This is a genomic window from Streptomyces sp. ICBB 8177 (assembly GCF_003144095.1).
Taxonomy (GTDB): Bacteria; Actinomycetota; Actinomycetes; order Streptomycetales; family Streptomycetaceae; genus Streptantibioticus_D.
The window spans coordinates 18,886-42,738 of sequence record NZ_NSKH01000018.1; the positions used below are offsets into that span (position 1 = coordinate 18,886).

A 23,853-nucleotide genomic window follows, 5' to 3' on the forward strand; every position below is an offset into this window, starting at 1 on the left:
CTTGGATCCCATGGCCTCCTCCCCCGCGACCGACCGCCCCGCGCCTGCCGACGACGTCCGGGACGACGCCGGGCGGCGCCCGATGTTCCCGGACGGGCCCGCCGCGCGGCCGCATCCCGGGGCGCACCACGAGCGCCGGATCCGCACATTCCACCCGCGCCGGGGCCGGGTCACCGACGCCCAGGCGGACGCGATCAACCGGCTCTGGCGGCGCTGGGGCCTGGACATCGACGGCACGCCGCTGGACCTCGCCGCGTTGTTCGCCCCCGGCCGGGGCGGGGACGCCGCGCAGGACTCCCCCGGCACGCCGCCGCCCCCCGTCGTGCTGGAGATCGGCTTCGGCATGGGCGACGCGACCGCCGCGATGGCCGCGGCCGACCCCGCCACCGGCATCCTCGCGGTGGACGTCCACACCCCCGGCCAGGGCAACCTGCTCCACCTCGCCGAGGACGCCGGGCTGGAGAACGTGCGGGTGGGCAACGGCGACGCGGTCGTCCTGCTGCGCGACATGCTCGCCCCCGCCTCGCTCGCGGGCCTGCGCGTCTACTTCCCCGACCCCTGGCCCAAGGCGCGGCACCACAAGCGCCGCCTGATCCAGCCGGAGTTCGTGCGGCTGGCCGTCTCCCGGCTCGCCCCCGGAGCGGTCGTGCACTGCGCCACCGACTGGGAGCCGTACGCGGAGCAGATGCTGGAGGTGCTGAGCGCCGAGCCCGCGCTGCGCAACGAGCACGACGGCTACGCGCCGCGCCCCGCCTTCCGGCCGATGACCAAGTTCGAGCGGCAGGGCCTGGCGAAGGGCCACGTCGTCCACGACCTGCTCTTCACCCGCGTCTGATTCACCCGGTCTGATTCAACCCGGTCTGATTCAACCCGGTCTGATTCAACCCGGTCTGATTCACCCGCGGCTCGACGCACGTCCTCACGCGCCCGTCGTCCCGCGCCCGCCGTCACACGCCCGTCCCCACGCGCGCACGACATCGCGGCGACGGCCGCCGCGCCCAGGTCAGTTGCCGGCGTCCGAGACGGCCTGCTCGTACAGCGACTGCACGGCAGAACCGAACGCGACGCTGTAGGAGACGTCGTCGCTGTCGCCGCCCTGTTCGTAGCCGCCGATGACGCCCATGACCGTGCCGCCCGAGCCGTCCTGCGAGCCGGCTCCGACCAGCCAGGGGCTGCCGCTCGTTCCGCCGCTGTAGCCGGTGCAGTAGATCCGCAGTTGGGTGCTGCTGTACGCGGTCACCGAGTCCGTGCAGGCGATCGCCTCGTCCGAGACCTCCGGATACCCGATGATCGTCACGGGGTCGGACGTCCCCTGGCCGACGCCGAGGGTGTAGGCACCGACGACCGACTCGATGCTCCGGCCGTTCAGCGGCTCGACGACCGCGAACGCCACGTCGTGATCGGGGTCGGAGTCGGAGTTCCACTGCGCGTCGGTGACGATCCGCTGGATGTGCCAGATGCCGTACGGCGCCTGCCCGTCGTGGTAGCCGGGCACGAACAGGTCGGACGTGGTGCCGAGACAGTGCGCGGCGGTGACGATCAGGTCCTTGCCCGGGCTGTCCACCACACTCGCGGTGCAGTGGTGCGTGCCGCTCAGCCCGTCGCTGTCGAACACCGCCCCGATCTTAGGCGGCAGTTGGGAGGCCGGGACGGTGTGCGACACACCGGCGTCGGTCACCGGGGCGGACGGCGAGGGCGAGGAGGAGGCGGGTGCGGAGGACGCGGACGGCGAGGGGGTGCTCGAAGTGGAGTCCGACGCGGCGGCCTTCGGTCTCGCGGAGGCGGAGGCGCCGGACGCGGCGGCCGGCGAGTGCGAGGCGTCGCCCGCCGGAGCGGAGGCCGCGACGGCGCCCTTGGCCGCGGTGTCCGTACGGTGCTGCCGTTCGGCGACCGCCATCCCGCCGAACGCCAGCACCGCGCATCCGGTCAGCGCCACGACCACCCACGACCAGGGACCCCGCGCCGGGCCGACCACCCGGCGACGCCCCCGTCCACCGCCCCTGCGGCTCCGGTGCGACGCGTGCAGACGCCCGCCCGCACTCGTGGCGGGGGATCGTCCGTCCCGCTTCGGACCCCGCATGGGCACCCTCCTCGTCCGTGAGCCTCCGCTCCGAGACCTTCCCGTCCTACACGCTTCCGGAAGCTCGATACCCCGAATCAAGACAATCACCGCGCACGCTGAGACCTCACTGTGAGACGCCTGAGATTCCCGTGATTTCGCCCGGTGCGACCGGGATCCCACCTCACGGACGGCGACCGCGGGCACACCGTCGCGCACCCGTCCCCCTCGGCCTTACTCTCGTCGGGTGTACTCGTACCCGCATGCGTCCGCGTCCGGCTCCTCCGGCCCCGAAGGACCACGGCAGAACGGACAGCAGGCGTACGACCAGCGGGCCCTGGAGGAGAGCGAGCCGCTCACCGGCCCACCGACCGGGCATGCCGCAGCCCAACTCCCGGGCCCCGCCGTCCCCTCCTACGCGCGGCAGCCCGAGTTCGCCCTGCCGTCGCGGTGGCACTACAAGCCGCGGCGCGCGTTCTGGGAGAGCAAGGCGCTGCGCGCGGGCGCGTTGATCACGTTGCTGGCGCTGTGCGGGCTGATCATCATGGCGATCGTGCGCCAACAGACCGGCACCGAGGGGCTGCTGGTCGGACTGGCGCTGGCGGTGCTGCCCGTGCCGCTGCTGCTCGGCGCGTTCCTGTGGGTCGACCGCGTGGAACCGCAGCCGTGGAAGAACCTGGTGTTCGCCTTCGCGTGGGGTGCCTGCGCCGCCACGCTGATCGCGATCCTCGCCAACGGTTTCGCCACCCATCTGCTCGCGACGACCTTCACCGCGACCCCGAAGGAGGCCAACTCCTGGGGCGCGACGTTCGCGGCGCCGTTCATCGAGGAGACCTGCAAGGGCACGGCGGTCCTGCTGCTCTTCCTGTTCCGCAGACGGCACTTCCAGGGCATCGTCGACGGTGTGGTGATCGCGGGCGTGACGGCGACGGGCTTCGCGTTCACCGAGAACATCCTCTATCTGGGCTCGGCGTTCGGCCGCGACCAGCTGCTGGACGCGCACGGCTTCCCGTCCGCGACGCTGGCGACGTTCTTCATGCGGGTGATCATGTCGCCGTTCGCGCACCCGCTGTTCACCGGCATGACCGGCGTGGGCTTCGGGATCTGCGCGGCGAGCCGCAAGGGCCAGGCCCGCCGCTGGCTGGCCCCGCTGGGCGGCTGGCTGCTGGCGATGACGCTGCACGGGATATGGAACGGGTCGTCCTCGCTGGGCACGTTCGACTTCCTGGCGGCCTACGCGATGATCATGCTGCCGCTGCTCGTGCTGCTGGTGTGGCTCGCGGTGCGGTCGCGTTCCAACGAACTGCGCACCATCCGCACGCATCTGCCGGTCTACGCGATGGCCGGCTGGCTCTCCCCGCTGGAACCGCTGGCGCTGTCCTCGATGCGGGCCCGCAGGATGGCCCGCTCCCTGGCCCGCCGGGCCCGCGGCGCGGCCGACGCGAAGGCGGTCCGCGAGTACCAGGGCTTCGCGACGGCTCTGGCGTTCCTGCGCGCGAGGGCGGCCGACGGCCGCCCCGACCCCGACTTCACCCAGCGCGAGCAGGAACTCCTCCACCACATGTGGCACCGCAAGGCCCTGGCCCAGCCCGTCCTGATCCAGTCCGCCCACGCCTTGCGCCCCGCGATCCCGCTGGGCTGGCCGGCCCCTTACGGCACACCGCCCCCGTACTACGGCCAACAACCGGGCTACGGCGCGTCTTCGCCGTATGGCCCGCCCTCCTACTACACCCCGCAGCCGTCCCCCGGCTACGGCAGTCCGGGCCAGGGCCCATACCCGAGCCAGTGAGCGGGTGCCGCCCGAAGCACAGCGCTGCCCACGACACCGAACGGGGCGCACCAACTGACCAACCACCAGCCTTTCGCCCTTTCCGAGGCAGCCCACCTCTCACCCCGCCCCCGCCCAGCCTCCGGGGAGGGTTAGCCTCGGGGCGTACACGAAAGCTTCACGGGTGGAGGTTCGAGATGGCGAGGGTTCCGGGTTCCGTGGTGGCCGCGGGCGGGCTTGTCGGGGGGTACACGGTCGCGCGGTTCACGCGGAAGCGGCAGCTGGGGGGTGTCGCGCTGGCGGCGGCCGGGACGGTCGCGGCGCGGCAGTGGAAGCGGGCCGCCGGCACCGGCACGGCCGCCGCGTTGACCGGCCTCTACACCGCCGCGTTCGCGGGATCGCACCCGCTGGCGAAGAAGGTCGGCGCCTGGCCCGCGGTGTTCGCCGTGGCCGGCGCGGTCGCCGTGACCTCCTGGGTGGCGGCCGACCGCAAGGCGTGACCGCCCGCCGGAAATGGAAAGCCGACGGCCCTGGTGTCGGGGGATGGCACCGGGGCCGTCGGCGGCTCTGAGGCCCCTGCTCAGGGGCGTTTGAAGGCTACATCAGTTGAGCGTTAAACGGAAAGCCCTGATCGTTTGAGCACGTTCCGTGATCGCTCGGCGCACCGTCCGCCTGCGTCCGGGTCGGCGGGGCGCCTGGTTCAGACGGACAGCCCGCCTGGTCCATGCGGCCAGTCCGCCCCGTTCGAGTGGACCGTTCAGACGGACAGCCCGTGCTCGGTCAGCCACGTCCGCGGGTCCACCGGGGCGCCGCCGCCGGGGCGGACCTCCAGGTGCAGGTGCGGGGCCGTGACGTTGCCGGTCGCGCCCACGCGGCCGATGACCTCGCCGGTCGTCACCGGGCCCGACGTCTTCACCATCGACGACAGGTGGCAGTACCACAGCTCCGTGCCGTCATCGAGCCTCAGCACCACGCGGTAGCCGTACGCGCCCGCCCAGCCCGCCGACGTGATCACACCGGAGTGCACCGCCATCGCCGGCGTACCGGTCGGCGCCGCGAAGTCCTGACCGGTGTGCGCTGCCGCCCAGGGCGAACCGGCCTGCCCGTACCCCTCTCCCGGCGTGTACGAGGCGAGCGGTTTGGCGTAGCCGCGGGCCAGTTCGGCCTGCCGCTCGGCGGCGGAACGCGCCGCCTCCCGTTCGGCGGCCTGCTGACGGGCCGTCTCCTCCGCCTTCTTGCGTGCCGCGTCCTCGCGCACCTTCCGGGCCGCCGCCTCCTTGGCGCGCGCCGCCGCCTCCTCGGCCTCGCGGGCCTGGTCGGCGGCCGACGACTGCTGCCTGGCCTGCGCCAGGATGCGGGTGACCAGCGACGCGCCGGGATCCGCGGCGGCCGCCGACGGCGCCGAGGCGGCGGACGCTGACGCGGCGCCGGGCACGGAGTCGGCGACCACGGCCGCGCCGGAGGAGGCCGGAGCCGCGTCCGGCGCCGGGGCCGCGTCGGGCACCGAGACCGGCGCCGGGGGCTTGCCCTGCGCCACCGCCACCCCGCTCGCCCCGGCCGCCGCCATCGCGGCCACGCCCAGGACCGTCGAACCACGGGAGACCGAACGCTGCCTGGGGAGCCGATGCCTGGCCGCCTCGGAGTCGGCGGCCTCCGCGGTCTCCGCGGCCCCCGCGGTCACCGCAGCCTCCGCGACCTCAAAGTGGGGGTCGTTCAGCACCACTTCCGGCCTGCTCCTTTCCTTCCCTGACGCCTACCGGGTTAGCTGACGGGTTCGGAGCGGGAAGGTCTCCTACCGGCGCACCACGAAGGCGGAACGCCCGATTCACCCCAAGAAGCACGGGTCCCCGGCTCCCGCGATCTACGGGACTCGGCATTGCGTTATCGAAAGGTAATATACGCGAAGGTAGGTTTCCAAGCCGTCGAACGCGGGAATCCCGGGCGGGCAGCGGAGGTTGCTCCTCCGCCACCATGGCCCCGCAGACCCCGCAGGACCCGAGAGCGGCGGGGCACCCAGGCCCGCAGACCCCGCAGGCTTCGGAGATCGCAGGGCCCGGAGGCCCGGCAGCCCTCGCGAGAAGAGGCCAACCGGCCACTCACGCCTCGACGATGACCGTGCCTATGGCCGATTCCGGGCCGGGCCCCTGCGGACGGTCGACCTTCCACCAGCCCAGTACGTCCTGGTACTCCGGCTGCGGGACCGAACGTCCTTCGTCGGTCATCAGGCGCCCCTGATATGCCTGGGCGTAACGCGCTCGAACCGAGTAGACGCCGGGTTCGTCGGGGACCACGAGGTCGCACGAGACGTTCACCCACTCCGCCGGACCCGGATTGTCCTCCGCCAGCGCCTCGACGGGGGTGCTGGCGTTGACCACCCTCAAGCCGCCACCGCTGCGCTGCTTGCCGTTCCACACAGACGTCTGGGCCCGCTCCTGGCCCGCCAGTCCGACGATCACCTGGTTGACGGCGTCGCCGCACTCCGAGCAGTCGTGCAGCAGGTCGAAACTTAGCTGGTACGAACCGCCTTGCCGGACTTTCAGCACGTTTCCGTGCCCGCCGATCCGCACGTTGCGGATCGTGAACCGCGACGGCTCCACCATTTCACTGCCGGGCGTGAGAGCCGGGGCCCCGTGGGCATCGCTGTGACTCGTCTTTTCGGTCATGTGCCAACTAGACAAGCGGCCACTGACAATGCCGGGGCCCGGCCTCAACGAGACCTTCGCATACGGCGCCGTGCCGGCCTCAACAAGGCTTGCGCGTACGGCGGCTTGCGCGTACGGCGCGTGCCGGCGCCGATCACGCACCACCCTGCCCCACCGCCACGCTCACCTGATAACTCCCGTCCGTGTCCCGCCCGTTGACCGTGACCGCGATACGGGACGCGCCGTCGCCGGTGCTGTACGTGTCGCCGGGGCGCAACGTCGCGTCCGCCATCGCGGGCTCGCGGGAGCGGGCGCAGCCGGGTGTCGCCGGATGGGCGTCGCGCACGTCGACCGGGCCGCGCAAAGCGTCCACGTCGGTGCGCACGTGGTAGAGCAGCACGCCCGGTGAGCACATCGCGCGGTCGTTCCCGTACCGCCCCCGCGCCTCGACGGCGTACGCCTCGGTGGCCGAGCGGCGGACCACCACGAGCTTGGTGCCGCCGGGCACCTCGGTCGGGGTGAGGGTGTGCCGGCTGGCGCCGGCGCCGGTCACGCAGTCCACCTGACCGGGGGCGAGCCAGCCGAGCTTCCACTTGTGCCAGGCGAGCGGTTCCGGCGCGGTCGCCGACTGGTCGGCCATCACGTCCCAGTCGCCGACCAGTGCGGTGGGGTCCGGGTCGCCGGAGGCACCGGCCGGCGCGGGGTCGAGGTAGAGGTCGGGCAGCCCGAACAGGTGGCCGGTCTCGTGGTCGAGGACGCCGGGGTCGGGGGTGTCGCCCTCCCAGACCAGGGCGACCTGCCGGATGGGGGTGCCGCCACCGGTGTCGATCGCGTCGCGGTCGGTGAGCGTGGTGGCGGCCGTCGCGTCGTGGTCGACGCCCGGGGCGTCGGGGTCGGCGACGAGGTAGAGCGCCTGGTCGCCGTCGAGGTCGAGGCCCGGATCCGCGGACCGTGCCGCCGCGACCGCGTCGTGGACGAAGGCCGCGGTGGCGGCGTAGGGCGCGCCACGGCGCACGCCGTAGTCCGCGGCGGAGTGCGGCACCTCGGCGTACGCGACCTGCGGCCTGACGTCGAGCCGCAGGCGGCCGTAGGAGGCGTCGGCGTAGAAGCGGGTGAGGCCGGGGAGGTACTGCCGGGCCAGGCGGGCCGGGGTGACGGTCGGCCTGTGATCGGGGAAGCGTACGAAGACCATGGCGGCGCGGACGGTGCCGAGCGGTCGTACGTAGGTGTCGTCCCAGGGCGTGACGCCTTCGGACATCCGGGCACCGGTGAGCGGCAGGGCGCAGGGGCCGGAGGGGTCGGTCGGCGCGGCGGTGTCCACGGAGGCGGCCTGAGCCCCGGGCGCCGTGGCGGGCGGCGCGGCGGCCCGCGCGGAGACGCGGCGGGCGGAAGCGCGGTGGGCCGAGTGGTGGACGCCGCCGGGCCGCACCGCGTCCGCCCGAGCGCCGGGCCGCGCCGCGTTCGCCCTGACGCCGGGGTGTGGGGCGGCGCAGGCGGCGAGGAGGACGGGCAGGACGAGGACGGCGAGCAGGAGGAGGCGGCGAACACGGCTGGTAACGCCGCCGGGGCGGGCGGCGCGCAGGTGGAGCGGGCGCGCCGGATCGGCGGACGCGCGGCGGAGCGTGGGCCTGTGGTGACGGTCCGAGGTGGGCGGCGGCGGGTCGCGGTACACGTTCGACCGTGACATGGGTCACGGCGCGGGCGCTCGGCGGTTGCGCCACCTGGCCGAAGCCCACCGACGACCTCGCGCACCGCCGCTCGTAAGAAAATATGCGCAGGTCGGTGCAGCCCCGCTCGCCGGAATCGCGTCCTTCACAGCGAGGAAACAGCACATTGCGGTAAGCGCACCGGCAGCGCCCGAAATCGTTACGTTTCACGGGATTCGTTGCCCGAACGCCGATCCGTACTGAATCCTCGATTCCCGGCCCCCACGAAGTCGTCGGCGCCGCCGAACGGACCGACCGCCCAGCCAGCAGGAGACCCCCGCGTGTCACTGACCGGAACGCCCTTCTTCGCGGCGCTCATCGCCGCGACGGTGCTGATGGTGGTCGGCACGCTCGTCCTGTGGTCGCGCGTCCGCGGCCCTCAGGCGCTGCGCTGGCTGGCCCGGCTGCTGATGATCGTGCTGTGCCAGCTGACCGCGATCGGCGTGGTCGCCGTGTGGATCAACTCCAGCTACGGCCTGTACGCGTCCTGGTCCGACCTGCTGGGCACGAACACCAACAACAACACGATCGCCATGCCGGGCCCGCCGGTGACCAGAGCGAAGTTCAACAAGGCGACGCAGGACGGCGTCCTCGACACCTACTTCCACGGCGCGCACTCCAAGCTGTCCGGCCAGGTCGTGGTGTGGACGCCACCGCAGTACAACCAGGCGAAGTACCGCGACTACCGCTTCCCGGTGGTCATGATGCTGCACGGCGTCCCCGGCTCGCCGATGTCGTGGCTGGAGCAGGGCGGCATCCCCTCGGACTTCCAGCAGTTGATGGCGCGGCGGGCGACGCATCCGTTCATCCTGGTCATGCCGGTGGTCAACCCCGGTGGCGTGGACACCGACTGCAGCAACCTGCCGGACCGCCAGGTCGCCACCTGGCTCGCCGACGACGTGCCGGACCTGATCCAGCACAACTTCCGCACGATCGCGGGGTCCAAGGGCTGGGGGGTGATGGGCTTCTCGACCGGCGGCTTCTGCGCGGCCAAGCTGCCCCTGCAGTACCCGCGCGTCTTCGGCGCCGGGGCCGCGCTGGACCCGGACCCGCTGACCGGCGACCCCTCGGTGATCCGGGACACCGAGGAGCGCAGGGCCAACGCGCCGACCGATCTGGTCAGGTCGTCGCTGGAGGACGTCGGCATCTTCGTGGCGACCTCCGAGCAGGACCGGTTCAGCCCGGCGATCGACATGGAACGCTTCGCGGCCGCGGCGGCGAACACCCCGGTGCGGGTCAAGACGCTGCTGCTGTCGACGGGCGGGCACAACTACGGCACGTGGCGCAGGGAGTACGAGCCCGCGTTCGCGTTCCTGAGCAAGGAACTCGCCGCCCCGCAGCTTCCGCGCAAGCCGAAGCCCGGCGGCTCCGAGCGGCCCGCCGCGCCACCGTTGCACGCGGCGGACGTGGGCGGAGCGGCGGGCGGCCCGACCACGACCACGACCACGAAGCACGCCGGCTCGGCCCCCGGCGCGGGCCCGGAGAACGACGCGGCAGGGACACCGGGCCGGTAGACCCGGGCAGAGGGACGCCCGACCTGCGGACGCGGGACCGTACCGGCCGGCAGCGGGCGCGCCCGTCGTCGCGGGACGGGTCGCGGGCCGATCGTCAGCCTGTCGCGGGCGACGCCCTCGCGTTCATCTCCAGCAAGGTGGTCACGCTCGCCGAGTCGGTCCCCGCGTGGCATGACACCCAGCGGTTGCGCGCGCCGGCGACGTGGTGGCGGCGCTGTCCTGCTCCACGCAGACGGCCCGCAGCACGGCCGTCGCCACCGGTGGCTCAGGCCAACATCAATTCCGTTGCACTCCGCATCACTCCGGCCTGATCCGGGAGACTCGGGCCAGAAGCGGGCCAGCAGAAGGGCCGCGCCACGGCATCGGTGTCCTCGTCGTGAGGGCGGCACGCATGGTCGTGCGCATCCAACGCGGCGACCCGAACGGCTGAACCTGAGAGAGAGCCCCCGTCCGGCCTCACGGCCCGTCGAGCCTCGGGCACCCTAGCCGCGAACTCCCGGGCCCGGTAGATGATCAGTGCGCTGCGGTGCTCGGCGGGCAGGTTCACGATCGTCTCTGTTGCGTGCACGGCTGCCGCGGGCACATCGCCGTCCATGGCGAGGCACATCGCCTGGTCGAGGACGATCAAGGATCGGTCCGTGAAGTCTTCGACCGGATACAGTTCCAGGGCCCGGTCGTGTTCCTCTCGGGCGCGCCCGGTGTGGCCCAGGTGCGTCCAGGCGTTGCCGCTGTGGAACCTCAACTGGCTCTCGGAGTAGGCGAACGCGGAAGCACCGTGCTCGGACTGGTCCAGACGGGCCAGGGCTTGCTCGGCGCTCTCCAGCGCAAGCCTCGTCTCCTGGGTGCGTCCGAGCGTGGCATGGGCGCGGGCTTCTTCACGGGCACGGGCTTGTCGGTGCCCAGGCTTACCGTGGGCAAGTCCCTTTGCTGGCTGCTCGGAGGACACGGAGGGCCTGGTCGTCGCGGACCGGGCCCTCAACCGTAGGGCGATCCCCACGGTTGCCGTGTCCGGTAGCTTCCTGGATCCAGGAAAAGGCCTGGTCGGCGAGGTTACGCGATCGCGTAACCATCTGATCCGGCAAGGGAGTCCACACAATGGAGACCCTCATCAGCGGTGCAGGTCAGCCACCCCGGCTTGAGACTGTCACCTTGGCAGTCTCAAGGCCCTACGGAGTCACAGGCGGGGATGGGCCGAACCTTCGTGGGCTCTGCCCCATGGAGATCCCGTAGGGAGGGACGGCCTGCCCCTCACAGAGGTCCCGCGAGGGCCCCTGTCGGCCAGGTTGCGACTCCATCTGGCGGAGTCGCAAAACTGTTACGGCTACGGGCCAGGACCATGATCACCTACATTCGGACCAGCAGCGGGCCGGCACGCGCCCGTTCTGTCCGTTTCCCGCCTAGCGGCCTGTCCGACTCTCTGGGCCTGACGTGGTGCTTCTCGGTGGGCCATCAGGGGCTCGAACCCTGAACCAACGGATTAAAAGTCCGCTGCTCTGCCAATTGAGCTAATGGCCCGCACCCCGCAGCATAGCCGGGTGCGGGCTCCGGGTTCGATCTCATAGGGGCTGCGGGTCGGCCTCCGCGGCGTCGGCCTTGTCCGCGTCGGGCCTGAGGAACCAGCGGCGGGCCGAGACCAGCCACCAGGTCGCGGCGAAGCCCAGCACCGCCAGCACCGCGATCGGGGCGTAGTTGAAGGTCTTCGCGGTGACCGGGCTGGTCTGCGGGAGCATGAACAGGATGGTGATGACGATCACCCATGCGACCGCGACCAGCCCGATCGGGCGGGACCAGCGGCCCAGGTGCCAGGGCCCGCGTTCGAACCGTTCGCCCTGGCGCAGGCGCAGGAACGTGGGGATGACGTACGCGATGTACAGCCCGATCGTCGCGATGGACGTCACCGCCGCGTACGCGGTCGAGTTGATGAGGTACGGCAGGCCCAGGACGAGCGCGCCGCAGGCGGCCAGCCAGACCGCGTTGGTGGGGGTGCGGGTGCGCGGGTTGATGCGGTGCCAGACGCGGGACAGCGGCAGCGCGCCGTCGCGCGAGAACGCGTAGATCATCCGGCTGTTGGCGGTCACCGACGCCATCCCGCAGAACAGCTGGGCGCCGATCACCACGAGCAGCAGCAGCTTGCCGCCGGTCGCGCCGACCGCGTCCAGCAGGATCTGCGCGGGCGGCACCCCCGTCGCGGAGTTCAGCGTGCCGGCGTACGACTGGATGGCGAAGGTGAAGCCGAGCAGCAGCACCAGGCCGGCGATCCACGAGATCCAGATGGACCGCACGATGCCGCGCGGGCCGGCCGTCGAGGCGTCGTGGGTCTCCTCCGTCATGTGCGCCGACGCGTCGTACCCGGTAAAGGTGTACTGGGCGACCAATAGGCTGAGCAGGCCCACGTAGAGCGAACTGTGCCAGCCGGTGTCGTTGACGAAGTGCGTGAAGACGAAGGACGCCGACTGGTGGTGGTCGGGCGCGAAGGTCAGCGCGCCGACGATCACCGCCACGCCCAGCACGTGCCACCACACGCTCACGTCGTTCAGGAACGCCACGATGCGCACGCCGAACGTGTTGAGCACCGCGTGCACCAGCAGGATCGCCCCGAACAGCGCGATCGTGCGGCCCGGGGTGACACGGAAGCCGAACTGCAGGTTCAGGTACGCGCCCAGGAAGCTCGCCGCGCCGAAGTCCACGCCCGCGGTGACCGCCACCTGCCCCAGCACGTTGAACCAGCCGGTGAACCACGCCCACGCGGCCGCCGACCGCCTCGGCGCCATCCGGTGCGCCCAGAAGTAGAGCCCGGCGGAGGTCGGGTACGCCGAACACACCTCCGCCATCGCCAGCCCCACGACCAGCGTCATCAGGCCGACCGCGACCCAGCCCCAGATCAGCATCGCCGGGCCGCCGGTGCCCATGCCGAAGCCGTAGAGCGTCAGACAGCCGGACAGCACCGAGATGATGGTGAACGAGACCGCGAAGTTGGAGAACGCGGACATCCGGCGCGCGAGCACCTGCGTGTAGCCGAGTTGACGCAGGCGTTCCTCGTCGGTGGAGGGCACGTCAGCGGAGGGCACCTCGGCGGGGGACGCGTCGCCGGAGGTGGCGATTGGGGCGGCATCGCCTGAAACGTCAGGCGGGAGACCATTGGTGTCTGTCATGCCCCGAGCGATTCCCCCGCCACGCTCGTTCCATGCGGCGTTGGACGACTTTAAAGGTCTCGATTCAGACCGTTACTGACAGCATGCGCTCAGCGAACGCCGAAGCGGCCCGTCGCGACGTCATCAGGACGTCGCGACGGGCCGCTTCAGACTCGTGCGTCAGGCGCTGTGCACTGTGCCGCGGGCGCCGGCCGCGTCAGCCGTTGCGCTTCCAACGCGGCTTGTCCGCGCGGCGGTCGAAGGACCGGGCGCCGTGGCCGGTGCCGTTGCCGGTACCGCGGTGGTCGTCACGGCGGCCGTAGGGGCGCCGGTCGGAGTCGCCACGGCCGTACGCGGGACGCTCGTCACGGCGGTCGCGGTTGAACGGGCGGTCGCTGCCGCGGTGTTCACGGCGGTCGCGGTTGAAGCCGCCGCGGTCGTCACGACGCTCGCCACCGCGCTCGTCACGGTTGAACGGACGACGCTCATCGCGGTTGAACGGGCGCCGCTCGTCGCGGTTGAACGGACGGCGGTCGTCACGGCGGTCGCGGTTGAAGCCGCCACGGTCGTCACGACGCTCGCCACCGCGCTCGTCACGGTTGAACGGACGACGCTCATCGCGGTTGAACGGGCGCCGCTCGTCGCGGTTGAACGGACGACGGTCCTCACGGCGGTCGCGGTTGAAGCCGCCACGGTCGTCACGACGCTCGCCACCGCGCTCGTCACGGTTGAACGGACGACGCTCGTCACGGTCCCGGTTGAAGGAACGGCGGTCGTCGCGACGCTCGTACCCGCGGTCGTCACGGCGCTCGTAGCCGCGGCGCTCGAAGTTGCCGCGCTCGTCCCGGCGTTCGGGACGCTCGGACCTCTCGGACCGCTCGGGCCTCTCGGACCGCTCCGGACGCTCCCAGCGCTCGGTACGCTCGCCGCGTTCGCCGCGCTCCTGCGCCGGGACCGACGCCGTCCGCTCGGCCTGCGCCGGCACGGCGGCCTGCGCCTGCTCGGCGGCCTCGGTGGCCGGGGCCTCGGCGCCCTCCGGCGCCGCGGCGGGCTGCGGCACGGTCTCGCCGCGCTCGCGCGCCGCGCGGACCGTCAGCCGCTGCGCCTCCTCGCGCAGCTCGGTCGCACGCCGCTGGGCGCGCTCCAGCTCCCGCGTCAGCTCCACGACGTCGCGCTCGGCCTGCTGGGCGGCGTTGTCCGCCGCGTCGGCCTGGACCTCGGTCAGCGACCGGGCGCCGGTGATCCGGGCGACGTCCTCGTCGAACGCGCCCGCGCCGCCGACGACGTGACGCGAGGCGTCCACGCCCGCGTCCTCCATCAGCCGGAAGATCTGCTTGCGCTGGTGCGGCAGGGCGAGGGAGACGACGGTGCCGGAGCGGCCGGCGCGGGCGGTGCGGCCCGAGCGGTGCAGGTAGTCCTTGTGGTCGCCGGCCGGGTCGACGTTGAGCACCAGGTCGATGCCGTCGACGTGGATGCCGCGCGCGGCGACGTCGGTGGCGACCAGCACGTTGACGTAGCCGTCCTTGAAGTCGGCCAGCGTGCGGGTGCGGGCGCCCTGGGTCATGCCGCCGTGCAGCGCGTCGGCCCGCACGCCCGCGTCACGCAGCTGCTCGGCGACGCGGTCGGCGCCCATCTGGGTGCGCACGAAGATGATGGTGCGGCCCTTGCGGGCGGCGATGGCCGCGGTGACCGGCGCCTTGTCCTTCGGCTTCACCACGAGCACGTGGTGGGTCATCGTGGTGACCGCGCCCTGGGCGGCGTCCACCTCGTGGGTGACCGGGTCGACCAGGTAGCGCTTGACCAGCGTGTCGATCTCGTTCTCCAGCGTGGCGGAGAACAGCAGCCGCTGGCCGCCGGCCGGGATCAGGTCGAGGATCTCGGTGACCTCGGGCAGGAAGCCCATGTCGGCCATCTGGTCGGCCTCGTCCAGCACCGCGACGCGCACCTGGTCCAGCGCGCAGGCGCCGCGGTCGATCAGGTCGCGCAGCCGGCCCGGGGTGGCGACGAGGATGTCGACGCCGCGCTCCAGGGCGTAGATCTGGTTGGACATCGAGGTGCCGCCGCAGACCACCTTGAGCTTCAGGCCGAGCACGTCGCCGTACGGCTGGAGCGCGTCGGAGACCTGCATGGCCAGCTCGCGGGTCGGGGTGAGGATGACGCCGCGCGGGCGCTTCTTGTCGGTCTGGCCGCCCGCGAGCGAGGTCAGCAGGGGCAGGCCGAACGAGAGCGTCTTGCCGGAGCCGGTACGGCCGCGGCCCAGGATGTCCTTGCCCGCCAGCGCGTCCGGGATGGTCGCGGCCTGGATCGGGAACGGGGTGGTGACGCCGTTCTGCGCGAGCTTGCGGACGATCTGGTCGGCCAGGCCGAGGTCGCCGAAGGTGACGGTCGGCTCGGCGGGGGTCTCGCTGTCGGCCCCGGCGGCGGTGTCGTCGGCGCTGTCAGAGCTGTCGGCGCCGACGGCGGCCGTCTCGTCCGTCACGGTGTCGGTGGCGTCCACGCGCTCGTCGTCGGCGGGCAGGGTGGAACGGTCGGCAGTGTCAATGGGCATGCTGAAGCTGAACCTCTCGGAGACAAGGCACGCGCCGGCTCCGCGGGTTCAGTACAACCGCCTCGATGCGGTCGGCCACAGGAGAAAAGGAACGCGCCACGCGGCGCTCTTCGGTGATGGCGCCGGGCAATGGATCAAACGATCTACCAGCATACGCACACCCTCCCCCTACCTCCAAATGCCCAGGCAGACGCGGTGCGGGCGTGGGTTTTGAAGGTGAGCGGTCAGCGGTGCCAGCGGGCGGCGGCGTGCGGCTCGGCGCCGGGGGACGGGGAGGCCGCTCCGGTGGGGGCGGTGTCGGTGGGGGTCGGCGTGGGCGTGGGGCTCGCGGCGGGCGGCGGCGGGGCGGGCTGGCTCGGCCCGGCGGACTGCGGCGGCGGCGCGGGCTGCGCCGGGGCGGCGGGCGCGCGGCCCGGCGCGGAGGCGGGCGGTGCGCCGTGCGCGGCGGCGGAGGCGCGGGCGGACGCGGAGGCGCGGGCCGAGGCGGACGCGGCGGCGGCCGACCCCGCGGGCGGACGGCGGCCCGGCACGCTGTCGCCCACGGCGGCGGTGGGCACGGCGCCTGAGCCGCGCGAGGGGGCGGCGGACGCGCCGTGCGGCCCGGGCGCGGCGGCGGAGAACCGCATGCACCCGGCGGCGCCCCCGGCGAGCACGGCGACGAGCGGCACGGCGACGAGCGCGCTGCGGGCCCGGCGGGCGGCCCCGGCCGGGAGGGGTCCGGTCCGGGCGGACCGGTCGGAGGAGGCTGTCACGCCCTGCCCAACGCGTCCGCCCCCACCCAGGACACGCGCGGGAGGAACGCGGCAGCGGTCCGCACGGCAGGCCGAGGGGGCGAGGCGGTGGCGCGCGGGGGCCTGCGGGGGGGGCGGACGGCGCAGGGCTCAGGGCTCAGGGGCGTGCGGCGGGGTCACCCGTACCCCAGCGCCTCCAGCCGTTCGTCGTCGATGCCGAAGTAGTGGGCGACCTCGTGGACGACGGTGACCTCGACCTCCGCCGCGACCTCGTCCTCGTTGTCACAACGGCGCAGGATCGGGCCCCTGTAGACGGTGATGCGGTCGGGCAGCACGCCCGCGTACCACTCGCCGCGTTCGGTCAGCGGCGTCCCCTCGTACAGCCCGAACACCTCGGGCCGCCCGGGGTCGGGCTCGTCCTCGACGAAGACGGCGACGTTGTCCATCAGGCTCGCCAGCTCGGGCGGGATGCGGTCCAGCGCCCGCCCCACCAGCTCCTCGAACTCCTCGGGAGTCATCTCCAGCACACCGCCATTGTGTGCCGCCGGAACGCCGCGCGGGGACGGCCGACCACGCGGAACGAAACCGTTTTGCCGATCCCCCGGCCCATCCCATATGCTTCCCACGTCCCCGACGTGCGCCGATCGGCGCTGACGGCGGCCAGTTAGCCCTCATCGTCTAGTGGCCCAGGACGCCGCCCTTTCAAGGCGGTAGCACGGGTTCGAATCCCGTTGGGGGCACCACGCAAGAACGTCACGCTCCACCCGGCACGAACGCCGGGTGGAGCGTTTTTCGTACGGCGTGCCGTTCGTGCGCGCCGCACGGTGCTGACGCCGCGGCAGGACGTCGCACCGCGGCCGTCTCGCCTAGCGCGTCGTGCGGTGCTCCATCTCGTACTCGTCGCCCAGCGGGCGGGTACGGGTGAAGCCCGCCTTGCGGTAGAAGGCCTCGGCGCGGGCGTTGTCGCGGTGGACCATCAGGCGCACGCGGGCCAGGTCGCCGCGTTCCCGCGCCCAGTCGAGCGCCGCGCGGAACAGGGCCGGCGCGACGGCCGTGCCGCGGTGCTCCTGCCGCACGAAGACGCCGACCAGGTGGCCCTGGCGCTGCTCGACGCGTTCGCCGGCGAAGTCCACCGTGCCGGGCTCCTCGACCAGGACGGTCACCATGCCCGCCAGCTCGCCGCCCTGCGTCTCGGCGACGAACTGCCGGTTGGGCCCGCCCTCCGCGGCGTCCGCCGTCCGCTCCTTCCAGAACGCGTCCGGCTGCGCGACGGCGTCGTCGTACGTCTCCAGGAAGGCGATGGACGCCAGCGGGTCCCGAAGCGCGGTCAGCCGCAGCTCTTTCACCGCGGCCCACTCGTCCACGCGCACGGGCCTGACCCGGTAGCCGTCGTCGCTCATGGGGCCATCGTTGGACGGACGAGGAGGGCGCGCAATCGATTTGGCCTCAGGATGCGATGGCTCACAGAAGGTGGTCGGCCTTGCCCGCCTTGATGTCGGTGATCAGGGTGCGCAGGGCCTCGACGGAGTCGGCGACGTAGCGCTCCTCCTGGCCGTTGACGGCTATGTACGCGTTCCCGTCGGCGTCCGTGCCGATGCGGAAGCAGTTGTTGCCTTCCGCGCAGAACGGGGCTTCCCAGGTGATGTCAGGCATGAGCGTCTCTCCTCAGAGTTGCTTCGCGATGGAACGAAAGAGATCGCAGGACTTCGACGGGCTCAAGCAATGCTCATCCATCCACGCCAAGTGAGCCTGGTGCTTGGCGAGTTGGGCTTCCGCATGCACGAACTCGGGACCATGAGCCGTGTCCACCTGCGCGGTATCGAGTTGCCGCACCGGTCCTTCGGCGTAGAGCAGGGCGTGGCCCGCCGCCGGAAAGATTCCCGCGCCGAACGGGATGACCCGCAAGGTCACATGGCTGAGTTCCGATGCGGCACACAAGTAGTCGAGCCGGGCCCCGCATGACGCCGCGACCGCCGAACTGCATGTGGAGCGCCGCCTCGTGGATGTAGCCGACGTACGGCCGGGCGATCTCCTCATCGAGGATGCGCCGACGCTCCATGCGATGCTTCACCCGCAACTCGACCTCCAGACGCGGCAGCGGTGGGAGCACGGCATCGAAGATGCTGCGCGCGTAGGGCTCCGTGCAGCAGGCCGGGTACGTGCACGGTCTGGACGGTGAGGATGCGCCGGGCGTGCCACTCGGTTTCCGCGATGTCGAGCAGCCCAGGTGGCAAGAGGCCACGGCACCGCTCCCACCAGCCGCGCTCCTGGCTTTCGCCATCGCCACGAGGGCTTCCCGGTAGGCGTCCTGTCCGCACATGCAGGCACGGCACCCGCGGCACGGACGGCGACCGCGTCGAACTCGTCCTGTGGCCCGCCGACGGGCACTACTGGCTCGCCGTCTCCGACCCGGGCGCCAACGCCCACACCCCCTCCACGGCGCGCCCCGGCCCGGAGTGCGAGAGCGGCCGGGGACTGTTCCTGGTCGACCACCTCGCCGCCGCCTGGACCGTGCGCCGCCGCCCCGTCCGGGGCCGGTCCGTCATCGCCGGCCTCGCGATGCCCGGGGCAAGTGATCCGTTCCGGGCCTCACGCCATCGCGGCGGGCACCCCGGGGGGACGGAACGCGCGACGAGGCGGCCGGCGGCGTCCCTTCTCGGCGCGTTCAGGGTGCCCTCCGGATTCTGCTACGCTGATCCAGCGACGTCAGCCCGTCGAAACGCCCCGAAACGACCTTCCGAGGTCCCGGCGGGGGGTGAGAGAGCTGGGGCCGCGAAGATTCGTGCGGGAGCAGTCCTCGACATGTGTCAGACTTGTACCGCACACGCTTGGTCCTGTGGAGCAGTTTGGAGTGCTCGCCACCCTGTCAAGGTGGAGGCCGCGGGTTCAAATCCCGTCAGGACCGCTGCGGCTGGGTAGCTCAGTTGGTACGAGCGACCGCCTGAAAAGCGGTAGGTCGCCGGTTCGACCCCGGCCCCAGCCACCGCACGACGTAGGCCCCGTCTCCGGACGGGGCCTACGTCGTTCTGGCAGGCGCTCCGCGATCATTCGTCCGGGTGATGTGACTTGTCGCACGCCACGTCGCGCCCCGTAAGCCCCTCCGCATGGCCGACCACGTCTCGGGGAACGAGATCGCCGCGTTGACCCGTCGTTATGAGGACACCCGAAGCGACGTCGAGACGATCAAGCACGACGTGCTGTCCCTCAAGGTGGAGCTGGCGTAGCTCCGACGCGACCTGGACGGCTTCCGCACGGAGGTCCGAGAGCGCTTCGACGCCCACGAGGCCAAGTTCGACGCTCAAGGAGCCAAGATCGACGCCTTCATCACCGAACAACGCTCCGTCAACGCCACCCTCGTCGACCTGCTCACCAACCTCGTGGGCCGCAAGGCCGACGGAGAGTAGGACCGCCCCCCTCCTGCCGCCCCGGAAACCCGTTCGCCGTTCTCGGGCCCCGGGTGAGATCCTGGGGGCCGTATGTCCACTTCGCCTTCCCCCCTTCTCGCCGACCTGCTGGACCGGCTGCCCGAGCTCACCCTGCGCGACCAGCAGCGGATCGGGCGGCGGCTCGACGGTGCCCGGAAGATCCGCAAGCCCGAGGCCCGCGCGGCCGTCCACCGGGAGATCGCGGCCCAGATCGACGAGGCCGCCGCCCGGGTCGAGCTGCGACGGGCCGCCGTGCCCGTGATCAGCTACCCCGAGCAGCTCCCGGTCAGCCAGAAGAAGGACGACATCCTCGCGGCCGTCCGCGACCACCAGGTGGTGATCGTCGCGGGCGAGACCGGCTCCGGCAAGACCACCCAGATCCCCAAGATCTGCCTGGAGCTGGGCCGGGGCGTCAAGGGCCTGATCGGGCACACCCAGCCACGCCGCATCGCCGCCCGCACGGTCGCGGAGCGCGTCGCGGAGGAGCTGAACACGCCGCTGGGCGAGGCGGTCGGCTGGAAGGTGCGCTTCACCGACCAGGTCGGGGAGAACACCCTGGTCAAGCTGATGACCGACGGCATCCTGCTCGCCGAGATCCAGACCGACCGCGAGCTGCGCCAGTACGACACGATCATCGTCGACGAGGCCCACGAACGCAGCCTCAACATCGACTTCATCCTCGGCTACCTCGCCCAGCTCCTCCCCCGCCGCCCCGACCTCAAGGTCGTCATCACCTCCGCGACGATCGACCCGGAGCGCTTCTCCCGCCACTTCGGGGACGCCCCCATCATCGAGGTGAGCGGGCGCACGTACCCGGTGGAGGTGCGCTACCGGCCGCTGCTGGAGGAGGGTTCCGCCGACCCGGACCGCGACCAGGTCACCGCCATCTGCGACGCGGTGGACGAACTCCAGGCCGAGGGCCCCGGCGACATCCTGGTCTTCCTCTCCGGCGAACGTGAGATCCGCGACACCGCCGACGCGCTGAACAAGAAGCAGCTGCGGCACACCGAGATCCTCCCGCTGTACGCGCGGCTGTCCCACGCCGAGCAGCACCGCGTCTTCCAGCGCCACTCCGGCCGCCGCGTCGTGCTCGCCACCAACGTGGCCGAGACCTCGCTGACCGTCCCCGGCATCAAGTACGTCATCGATCCCGGCACCGCCCGCGTCTCGCGCTACAGCCACCGCACCAAGGTCCAGCGACTGCCCATCGAGCCGATCAGCCAGGCCAGCGCCAACCAGCGCAAGGGCCGCTGCGGCCGCACCTCCGACGGCATCTGCGTCCGGCTGTACTCCGAGGACGACTTCCTGTCCCGTCCGGAGTTCACCGACGCCGAGATCCTGCGCACCAACCTCGCCTCCGTCATCCTCCAGATGACCGCGGCCGGCCTCGGCGACATCGCGCGTTTCCCGTTCATCGATCCGCCGGACAGCCGCAACATCAAGGACGGCGTCCAACTGCTGGAAGAACTCGGCGCGCTGAACCCGCAGCAGAAGGACCCCCGCAAGCGGCTGACCGACGTGGGCCGCAAGCTGGCGCAGCTTCCGGTCGACCCGCGGCTGGCCCGCATGGTGCTGGAGGCCGATCGCAACAACTGCGTACGCGAGGTCATGGTGATCGCCGCCGCGCTGTCCATCCAGGACCCGCGCGAACGCCCCGCCGACAAGCAGCAGCAGGCCGACCAGTCGCACGCCCGCTTCCGCGACGAGACCAGCGACTTCCTCGCCTTCCTCAACCTGTGGCGCTACGTGCGCGAGCAGCAAAAGTCGCTGTCGTCCTCCGCGTTCCGCCGCATGTGCCGCAGCGAGTACCTCAACTATCTGCGGATACGCGAATGGCAGGACATCTACAGCCAGTTGCGTACGGTCGCGAAGACCATGGGCATCCACGTCAACGAGGCCGACGCCGACCCGCAGCACGTACACGTGTCGCTGCTCGTCGGGCTGCTGTCGCACATCGGCCTGAAGGACACCGACGCGAAGAACGAGTACCTGGGCGCGCGCAACGCCAAGTTCGCGGTCTTCCCCGGCTCCGCGCTGTTCAAGAAGCCCCCGCGCTGGATCATGTCGGCCGAGCTGGTGGAGACCTCCCGGCTGTGGGCCCGGGTCAACGCCCGCATCGAGCCCGAGTGGGTCGAACCGCTCGCCCAGCACCTGGTCAAGCGCACCTACAGCGAACCGCACTGGGAGCAGAAGCAGGCCGCGGTGATGGCGTACGAGAAGGTCACGCTCTACGGCGTGCCGATCGTCGCGCAGCGCAAGGTCAACTACGGCCGTATCGACCCCGAGGTCTCCCGCGAGCTGTTCATCCGCAACGCGCTCGTGGAGGGCGACTGGCGCACCCACCACCAGTTCTTCCACGACAACCGCAAACTGCTCGGCGAGGTCGAGGAACTGGAGCAGCGCGCGCGGCGCCGCGACATCCTGGTGGACGACGAGGAACTGTTCGACTTCTACGACGAGCGGCTGCCCGAACACGTGGTGTCCGGCGCGCACTTCGACTCGTGGTGGAAGCACAAGCGCCGCGAGGACCCGGACCTGCTCAACTTCGAGCACTCCATGCTGATCCGGGAGTCCGCCGAAGCCGTCACCAAGCACGACTACCCGGACTCCTGGCGGCAGGGCGCGCTGAAGTTCAAGGTGACCTACCAGTTCGAGCCGGGCTCCGACGCGGACGGCGTCACCGTGCACATCCCGCTCCAGGTGCTCAACCAGGTCACCCCGGACGGCTTCGACTGGCAGATCCCGGGTCTGCGCGAGGACGTGGTCACCGAGCTGATCCGCTCGCTGCCCAAGCCGGTGCGCCGCCACTACGTGCCCGCGCCCAACTTCGCCAAGCGGTTCCTGGAGGCGGCGGTGGCCGGCCCCGAGCCGCTGACCGCGGTCCTGGCGCGCGAGCTGCACCGCATGGGCGGGGTGGAGGTGCACCCGGACGACTTCGACTGGTCCAAGGTCCCCGACCACCTGCGCATGACGTTCCGGGTGGTGGACGAACGCCGCCGCAAGGTCGCGGGGGAGGCGGAGGACAAGGACCTGGAGGCGCTCAAGCTCCGGTTCAAGCCGAAGACCCGCGAGGCGATCTCCAAGGCGGCCGGCGGCAGCGGCATCGAGCAGCGCGGCGGCCTGAAGGACTGGACGGTCGGCACGCTGCCGCGCGTCTTCGCCACCCGCCGCGGCGGCCAGCCGCTCAAGGCGTACCCGGCGCTGGTCGACGAGGGCGAGTCGGTCGCGGTACGGCTGTACGACACGGAGGCCGAGCAGGCCGAGGCGATGTGGCGCGGCACCCGCCGCCTGATCCTGCTCAACCTGCCGTCGAATCCCGGCAGGTTCGCCCAGGGCAAGCTGTCCAACCAGGCCAAGCTGGCCCTCTCGCGCAGCCCGCACGGCAGCGTGCAGGCGCTGTTCGACGACTGCGTGACGGCGGCGGCGGACAAGCTCATCGCCGACCACGGCGGTCCGGCCTGGGACGAGGAGGGCTACCGCAAGCTCCTCGACTCCGTGCGCGCGGACATCACCGACGCGACGGTGGACACGGTGGCCCGGGTGCAGCAGGTGCTGGCCGCCTGGCACTCCTGCGAGCGGCGGCTGAAGTCGACCACCAGCCTGGTGCTGGTCCCCAACCTCACCGACGTCAAGGAGCAGCTGGCCGAGCTGATCCACCCCGGCTTCGTCACGGCGGCGGGCGTACGGCGGCTGCCGGACCTGCTGCGCTACCTGGTCGCGGTCGACCGCAGGCTCCAGCAGATGCCCACGGGGGCGCAGCGGGACCGCGGACGGATGGAGAAGGTCCAGGAACTGCGGCGCGAGTACGACGAGCTGCGGGCCGCCCTGCCGGGCGGCCGGCCGGTGCCGCGGGAAGTGCGGGAGATCCGCTGGATGCTGGAGGAACTGCGGGTCAGCTACTTCGCGCACGCGCTCGGCACGGCGTACCCGGTCTCCGACAAGCGCGTCCTGAAGGCGATCGACGCGGCCTGGCCGTAGACCGGGAGGGCCCCGGGTTCGCGAGTTCGACCAGGGGCCCTGACCTGCTGTACAGTCATCCACGCAACGAAGCGCGCACGACGCGCCTACGCACACCAGGTCCTGTGGAGCAGTTTGGAGTGCTCGCCACCCTGTCAAGGTGGAGGCCGCGGGTTCAAATCCCGTCAGGACCGCCTGATTACGAAGCAAGAAGGCCCGCACCCGTGGACGGGGGCGGGCCGTTCTGCTGTCCGCAGGCCGCGCCCGGCGGCGGAGCCGCCCATCGGACACAGCAAATCCCGTCAGGACCGCCTGGTTACGAAGCGAGAAGGCCCGCACCCGCGAAGGGTGGCGGGCCGCTCCGCTGCCCGC

General features: G+C 71.9%; 17 protein-coding genes, 5 tRNA genes, 1 pseudogene and 1 riboswitch. Of the genes and pseudogenes, 9 read left to right on the top strand and 14 right to left on the bottom strand.

Going from position 1 to position 23,853, the window contains the following annotated elements:
* Window positions 1-10 precede the first annotated feature (10 nt).
* Window positions 11-835, top strand: coding sequence for a tRNA (guanosine(46)-N7)-methyltransferase TrmB (trmB, locus tag CK485_RS08410; protein ID WP_109448671.1), 825 nt, complete (start codon window positions 11-13; stop codon window positions 833-835).
* Window positions 836-1,003: 168 nt separating this feature from the next.
* On the opposite strand, the gene CK485_RS08415 is transcribed toward trmB, so the two are convergent.
* Window positions 1,004-1,936 (bottom strand): trypsin-like serine protease, encoded by a 933-nt coding sequence (locus CK485_RS08415; protein WP_241968226.1) that lies wholly within the window; start codon window positions 1,934-1,936, stop codon window positions 1,004-1,006.
* Between the two features lie 460 nt (window positions 1,937-2,396).
* Between CK485_RS08415 and CK485_RS08420 the strand changes: the two genes are divergently transcribed.
* Together CK485_RS08420 and CK485_RS08425 are read left to right on the top strand one after the other, a co-directional pair.
* The gene (locus tag CK485_RS08420) at window positions 2,397-3,848 is read left to right on the top strand and encodes a PrsW family intramembrane metalloprotease (protein ID WP_109452636.1); all 1,452 of its coding nucleotides are present in this window, start codon (window positions 2,397-2,399) and stop codon (window positions 3,846-3,848) included.
* A gap of 176 nt (window positions 3,849-4,024) precedes the next feature.
* Window positions 4,025-4,327, top strand: coding sequence for a hypothetical protein (locus CK485_RS08425; protein WP_109448673.1), 303 nt, complete (start codon window positions 4,025-4,027; stop codon window positions 4,325-4,327).
* Between the two features lie 257 nt (window positions 4,328-4,584).
* On the opposite strand, the gene CK485_RS08430 is transcribed toward CK485_RS08425, so the two are convergent.
* From CK485_RS08430 to CK485_RS08440, 3 genes are all read right to left on the bottom strand, one after another.
* Complete coding sequence (locus tag CK485_RS08430; RefSeq protein WP_241968227.1) at window positions 4,585-5,547, bottom strand: M23 family metallopeptidase; 963 nt, start codon at window positions 5,545-5,547, stop codon at window positions 4,585-4,587.
* A 15-nt stretch (window positions 5,548-5,562) separates the two neighbouring features.
* Window positions 5,563-5,713: riboswitch (cyclic di-AMP (ydaO/yuaA leader) on the bottom strand.
* A gap of 210 nt (window positions 5,714-5,923) precedes the next feature.
* Window positions 5,924-6,490, bottom strand: a complete 567-nt coding sequence (locus CK485_RS08435; RefSeq protein WP_109448675.1) for a hypothetical protein — start codon at window positions 6,488-6,490, stop codon at window positions 5,924-5,926.
* A 133-nt stretch (window positions 6,491-6,623) separates the two neighbouring features.
* On the bottom strand, window positions 6,624-8,156 hold the full coding sequence (locus CK485_RS08440; RefSeq protein ID WP_109448677.1) for a M6 family metalloprotease domain-containing protein: 1,533 nt from the start codon (window positions 8,154-8,156) through the stop codon (window positions 6,624-6,626).
* A gap of 300 nt (window positions 8,157-8,456) precedes the next feature.
* On the opposite strand from CK485_RS08440, the gene CK485_RS08445 reads away from it, so the two are divergent.
* Window positions 8,457-9,689, top strand: coding sequence for an alpha/beta hydrolase-fold protein (locus tag CK485_RS08445; RefSeq protein WP_109448679.1), 1,233 nt, complete (start codon window positions 8,457-8,459; stop codon window positions 9,687-9,689).
* Between the two features lie 265 nt (window positions 9,690-9,954).
* Here the strand turns inward: CK485_RS08445 and CK485_RS29005 are convergent, their stop codons facing one another.
* From CK485_RS29005 to CK485_RS08475, 6 genes are all read right to left on the bottom strand, one after another.
* Window positions 9,955-10,635, bottom strand: coding sequence for a hypothetical protein (locus CK485_RS29005; protein ID WP_199239286.1), 681 nt, complete (start codon window positions 10,633-10,635; stop codon window positions 9,955-9,957).
* A gap of 496 nt (window positions 10,636-11,131) precedes the next feature.
* Window positions 11,132-11,204 (bottom strand) — tRNA-Lys (locus tag CK485_RS08455).
* 41 nt (window positions 11,205-11,245) lie between these two features.
* The gene (locus tag CK485_RS08460; protein WP_109448681.1) at window positions 11,246-12,757 is read right to left on the bottom strand and encodes an amino acid permease; all 1,512 of its coding nucleotides are present in this window, start codon (window positions 12,755-12,757) and stop codon (window positions 11,246-11,248) included.
* 280 nt (window positions 12,758-13,037) lie between these two features.
* Window positions 13,038-15,368, bottom strand: a complete 2,331-nt coding sequence (locus tag CK485_RS08465; protein WP_109448683.1) for a DEAD/DEAH box helicase — start codon at window positions 15,366-15,368, stop codon at window positions 13,038-13,040.
* 224 nt (window positions 15,369-15,592) lie between these two features.
* Window positions 15,593-16,120 (bottom strand): hypothetical protein, encoded by a 528-nt coding sequence (locus CK485_RS28730; protein ID WP_158288192.1) that lies wholly within the window; start codon window positions 16,118-16,120, stop codon window positions 15,593-15,595.
* Between the two features lie 155 nt (window positions 16,121-16,275).
* Window positions 16,276-16,626 carry a metallopeptidase family protein gene (locus tag CK485_RS08475; protein WP_199239288.1) on the bottom strand — a complete coding sequence of 117 codons (351 nt, stop codon included), beginning with the start codon at window positions 16,624-16,626 and terminating at the stop codon, window positions 16,276-16,278.
* A gap of 140 nt (window positions 16,627-16,766) precedes the next feature.
* On the opposite strand from CK485_RS08475, the gene CK485_RS08480 reads away from it, so the two are divergent.
* Window positions 16,767-16,842: transfer RNA gene (locus tag CK485_RS08480), tRNA-Glu, on the top strand.
* 123 nt (window positions 16,843-16,965) lie between these two features.
* Here CK485_RS08480 and CK485_RS08485 read toward each other — a convergent pair.
* The 4 genes and pseudogenes from CK485_RS08485 to CK485_RS29495 form a co-directional block, all read right to left on the bottom strand.
* The gene (locus CK485_RS08485) at window positions 16,966-17,499 is read right to left on the bottom strand and encodes a GNAT family N-acetyltransferase (RefSeq protein ID WP_109448687.1); all 534 of its coding nucleotides are present in this window, start codon (window positions 17,497-17,499) and stop codon (window positions 16,966-16,968) included.
* A 61-nt stretch (window positions 17,500-17,560) separates the two neighbouring features.
* The gene (locus CK485_RS08490; RefSeq protein ID WP_109448688.1) at window positions 17,561-17,752 is read right to left on the bottom strand and encodes a hypothetical protein; all 192 of its coding nucleotides are present in this window, start codon (window positions 17,750-17,752) and stop codon (window positions 17,561-17,563) included.
* Between the two features lie 12 nt (window positions 17,753-17,764).
* Complete coding sequence (locus CK485_RS29490; RefSeq protein WP_241968228.1) at window positions 17,765-18,010, bottom strand: Scr1 family TA system antitoxin-like transcriptional regulator; 246 nt, start codon at window positions 18,008-18,010, stop codon at window positions 17,765-17,767.
* An 82-nt stretch (window positions 18,011-18,092) separates the two neighbouring features.
* Window positions 18,093-18,419: pseudogene (locus tag CK485_RS29495) on the bottom strand (Scr1 family TA system antitoxin-like transcriptional regulator); the annotation flags it as partial.
* Between the two features lie 510 nt (window positions 18,420-18,929).
* Between CK485_RS29495 and CK485_RS08505 the strand changes: the two are divergent.
* The 4 genes from CK485_RS08505 (at window position 18,930) to CK485_RS08520 (ending at window position 23,675) form a co-directional block, all read left to right on the top strand.
* Window positions 18,930-19,004 (top strand) — tRNA-Asp (locus CK485_RS08505).
* 4 nt (window positions 19,005-19,008) lie between these two features.
* Window positions 19,009-19,082 (top strand) — tRNA-Phe (locus CK485_RS08510).
* A 493-nt stretch (window positions 19,083-19,575) separates the two neighbouring features.
* Window positions 19,576-23,502, top strand: a complete 3,927-nt coding sequence (gene hrpA / locus CK485_RS08515) for an ATP-dependent RNA helicase HrpA (protein ID WP_109448690.1) — start codon at window positions 19,576-19,578, stop codon at window positions 23,500-23,502.
* A gap of 98 nt (window positions 23,503-23,600) precedes the next feature.
* Window positions 23,601-23,675, top strand: a tRNA-Asp gene (locus tag CK485_RS08520).
* Window positions 23,676-23,853 lie beyond the last annotated feature (178 nt).

Bases quoted from the DNA above. Each gene is read 5' to 3' on its own strand.
- trmB (WP_109448671.1), top strand. From the start codon at position 11: ATGGCCTCCTCCCCCGCGACCGACCGCCCCGCGCCTGCCGACGACGTC.
- CK485_RS08425 (WP_109448673.1), top strand. From the start codon at position 4,025: ATGGCGAGGGTTCCGGGTTCCGTGGTGGCCGCGGGCGGGCTTGTCGGG.
- CK485_RS08435 (WP_109448675.1), bottom strand. From the start codon at position 6,490: ATGACCGAAAAGACGAGTCACAGCGATGCCCACGGGGCCCCGGCTCTC.
- CK485_RS08440 (WP_109448677.1), bottom strand. From the start codon at position 8,156: ATGTCACGGTCGAACGTGTACCGCGACCCGCCGCCGCCCACCTCGGAC.
- CK485_RS08465 (WP_109448683.1), bottom strand. From the start codon at position 15,368: ATGCCCATTGACACTGCCGACCGTTCCACCCTGCCCGCCGACGACGAG.
- CK485_RS08485 (WP_109448687.1), bottom strand. From the start codon at position 17,499: ATGAGCGACGACGGCTACCGGGTCAGGCCCGTGCGCGTGGACGAGTGG.
- CK485_RS08490 (WP_109448688.1), bottom strand. From the start codon at position 17,752: ATGCCTGACATCACCTGGGAAGCCCCGTTCTGCGCGGAAGGCAACAAC.
- hrpA (WP_109448690.1), top strand. From the start codon at position 19,576: ATGTCCACTTCGCCTTCCCCCCTTCTCGCCGACCTGCTGGACCGGCTG.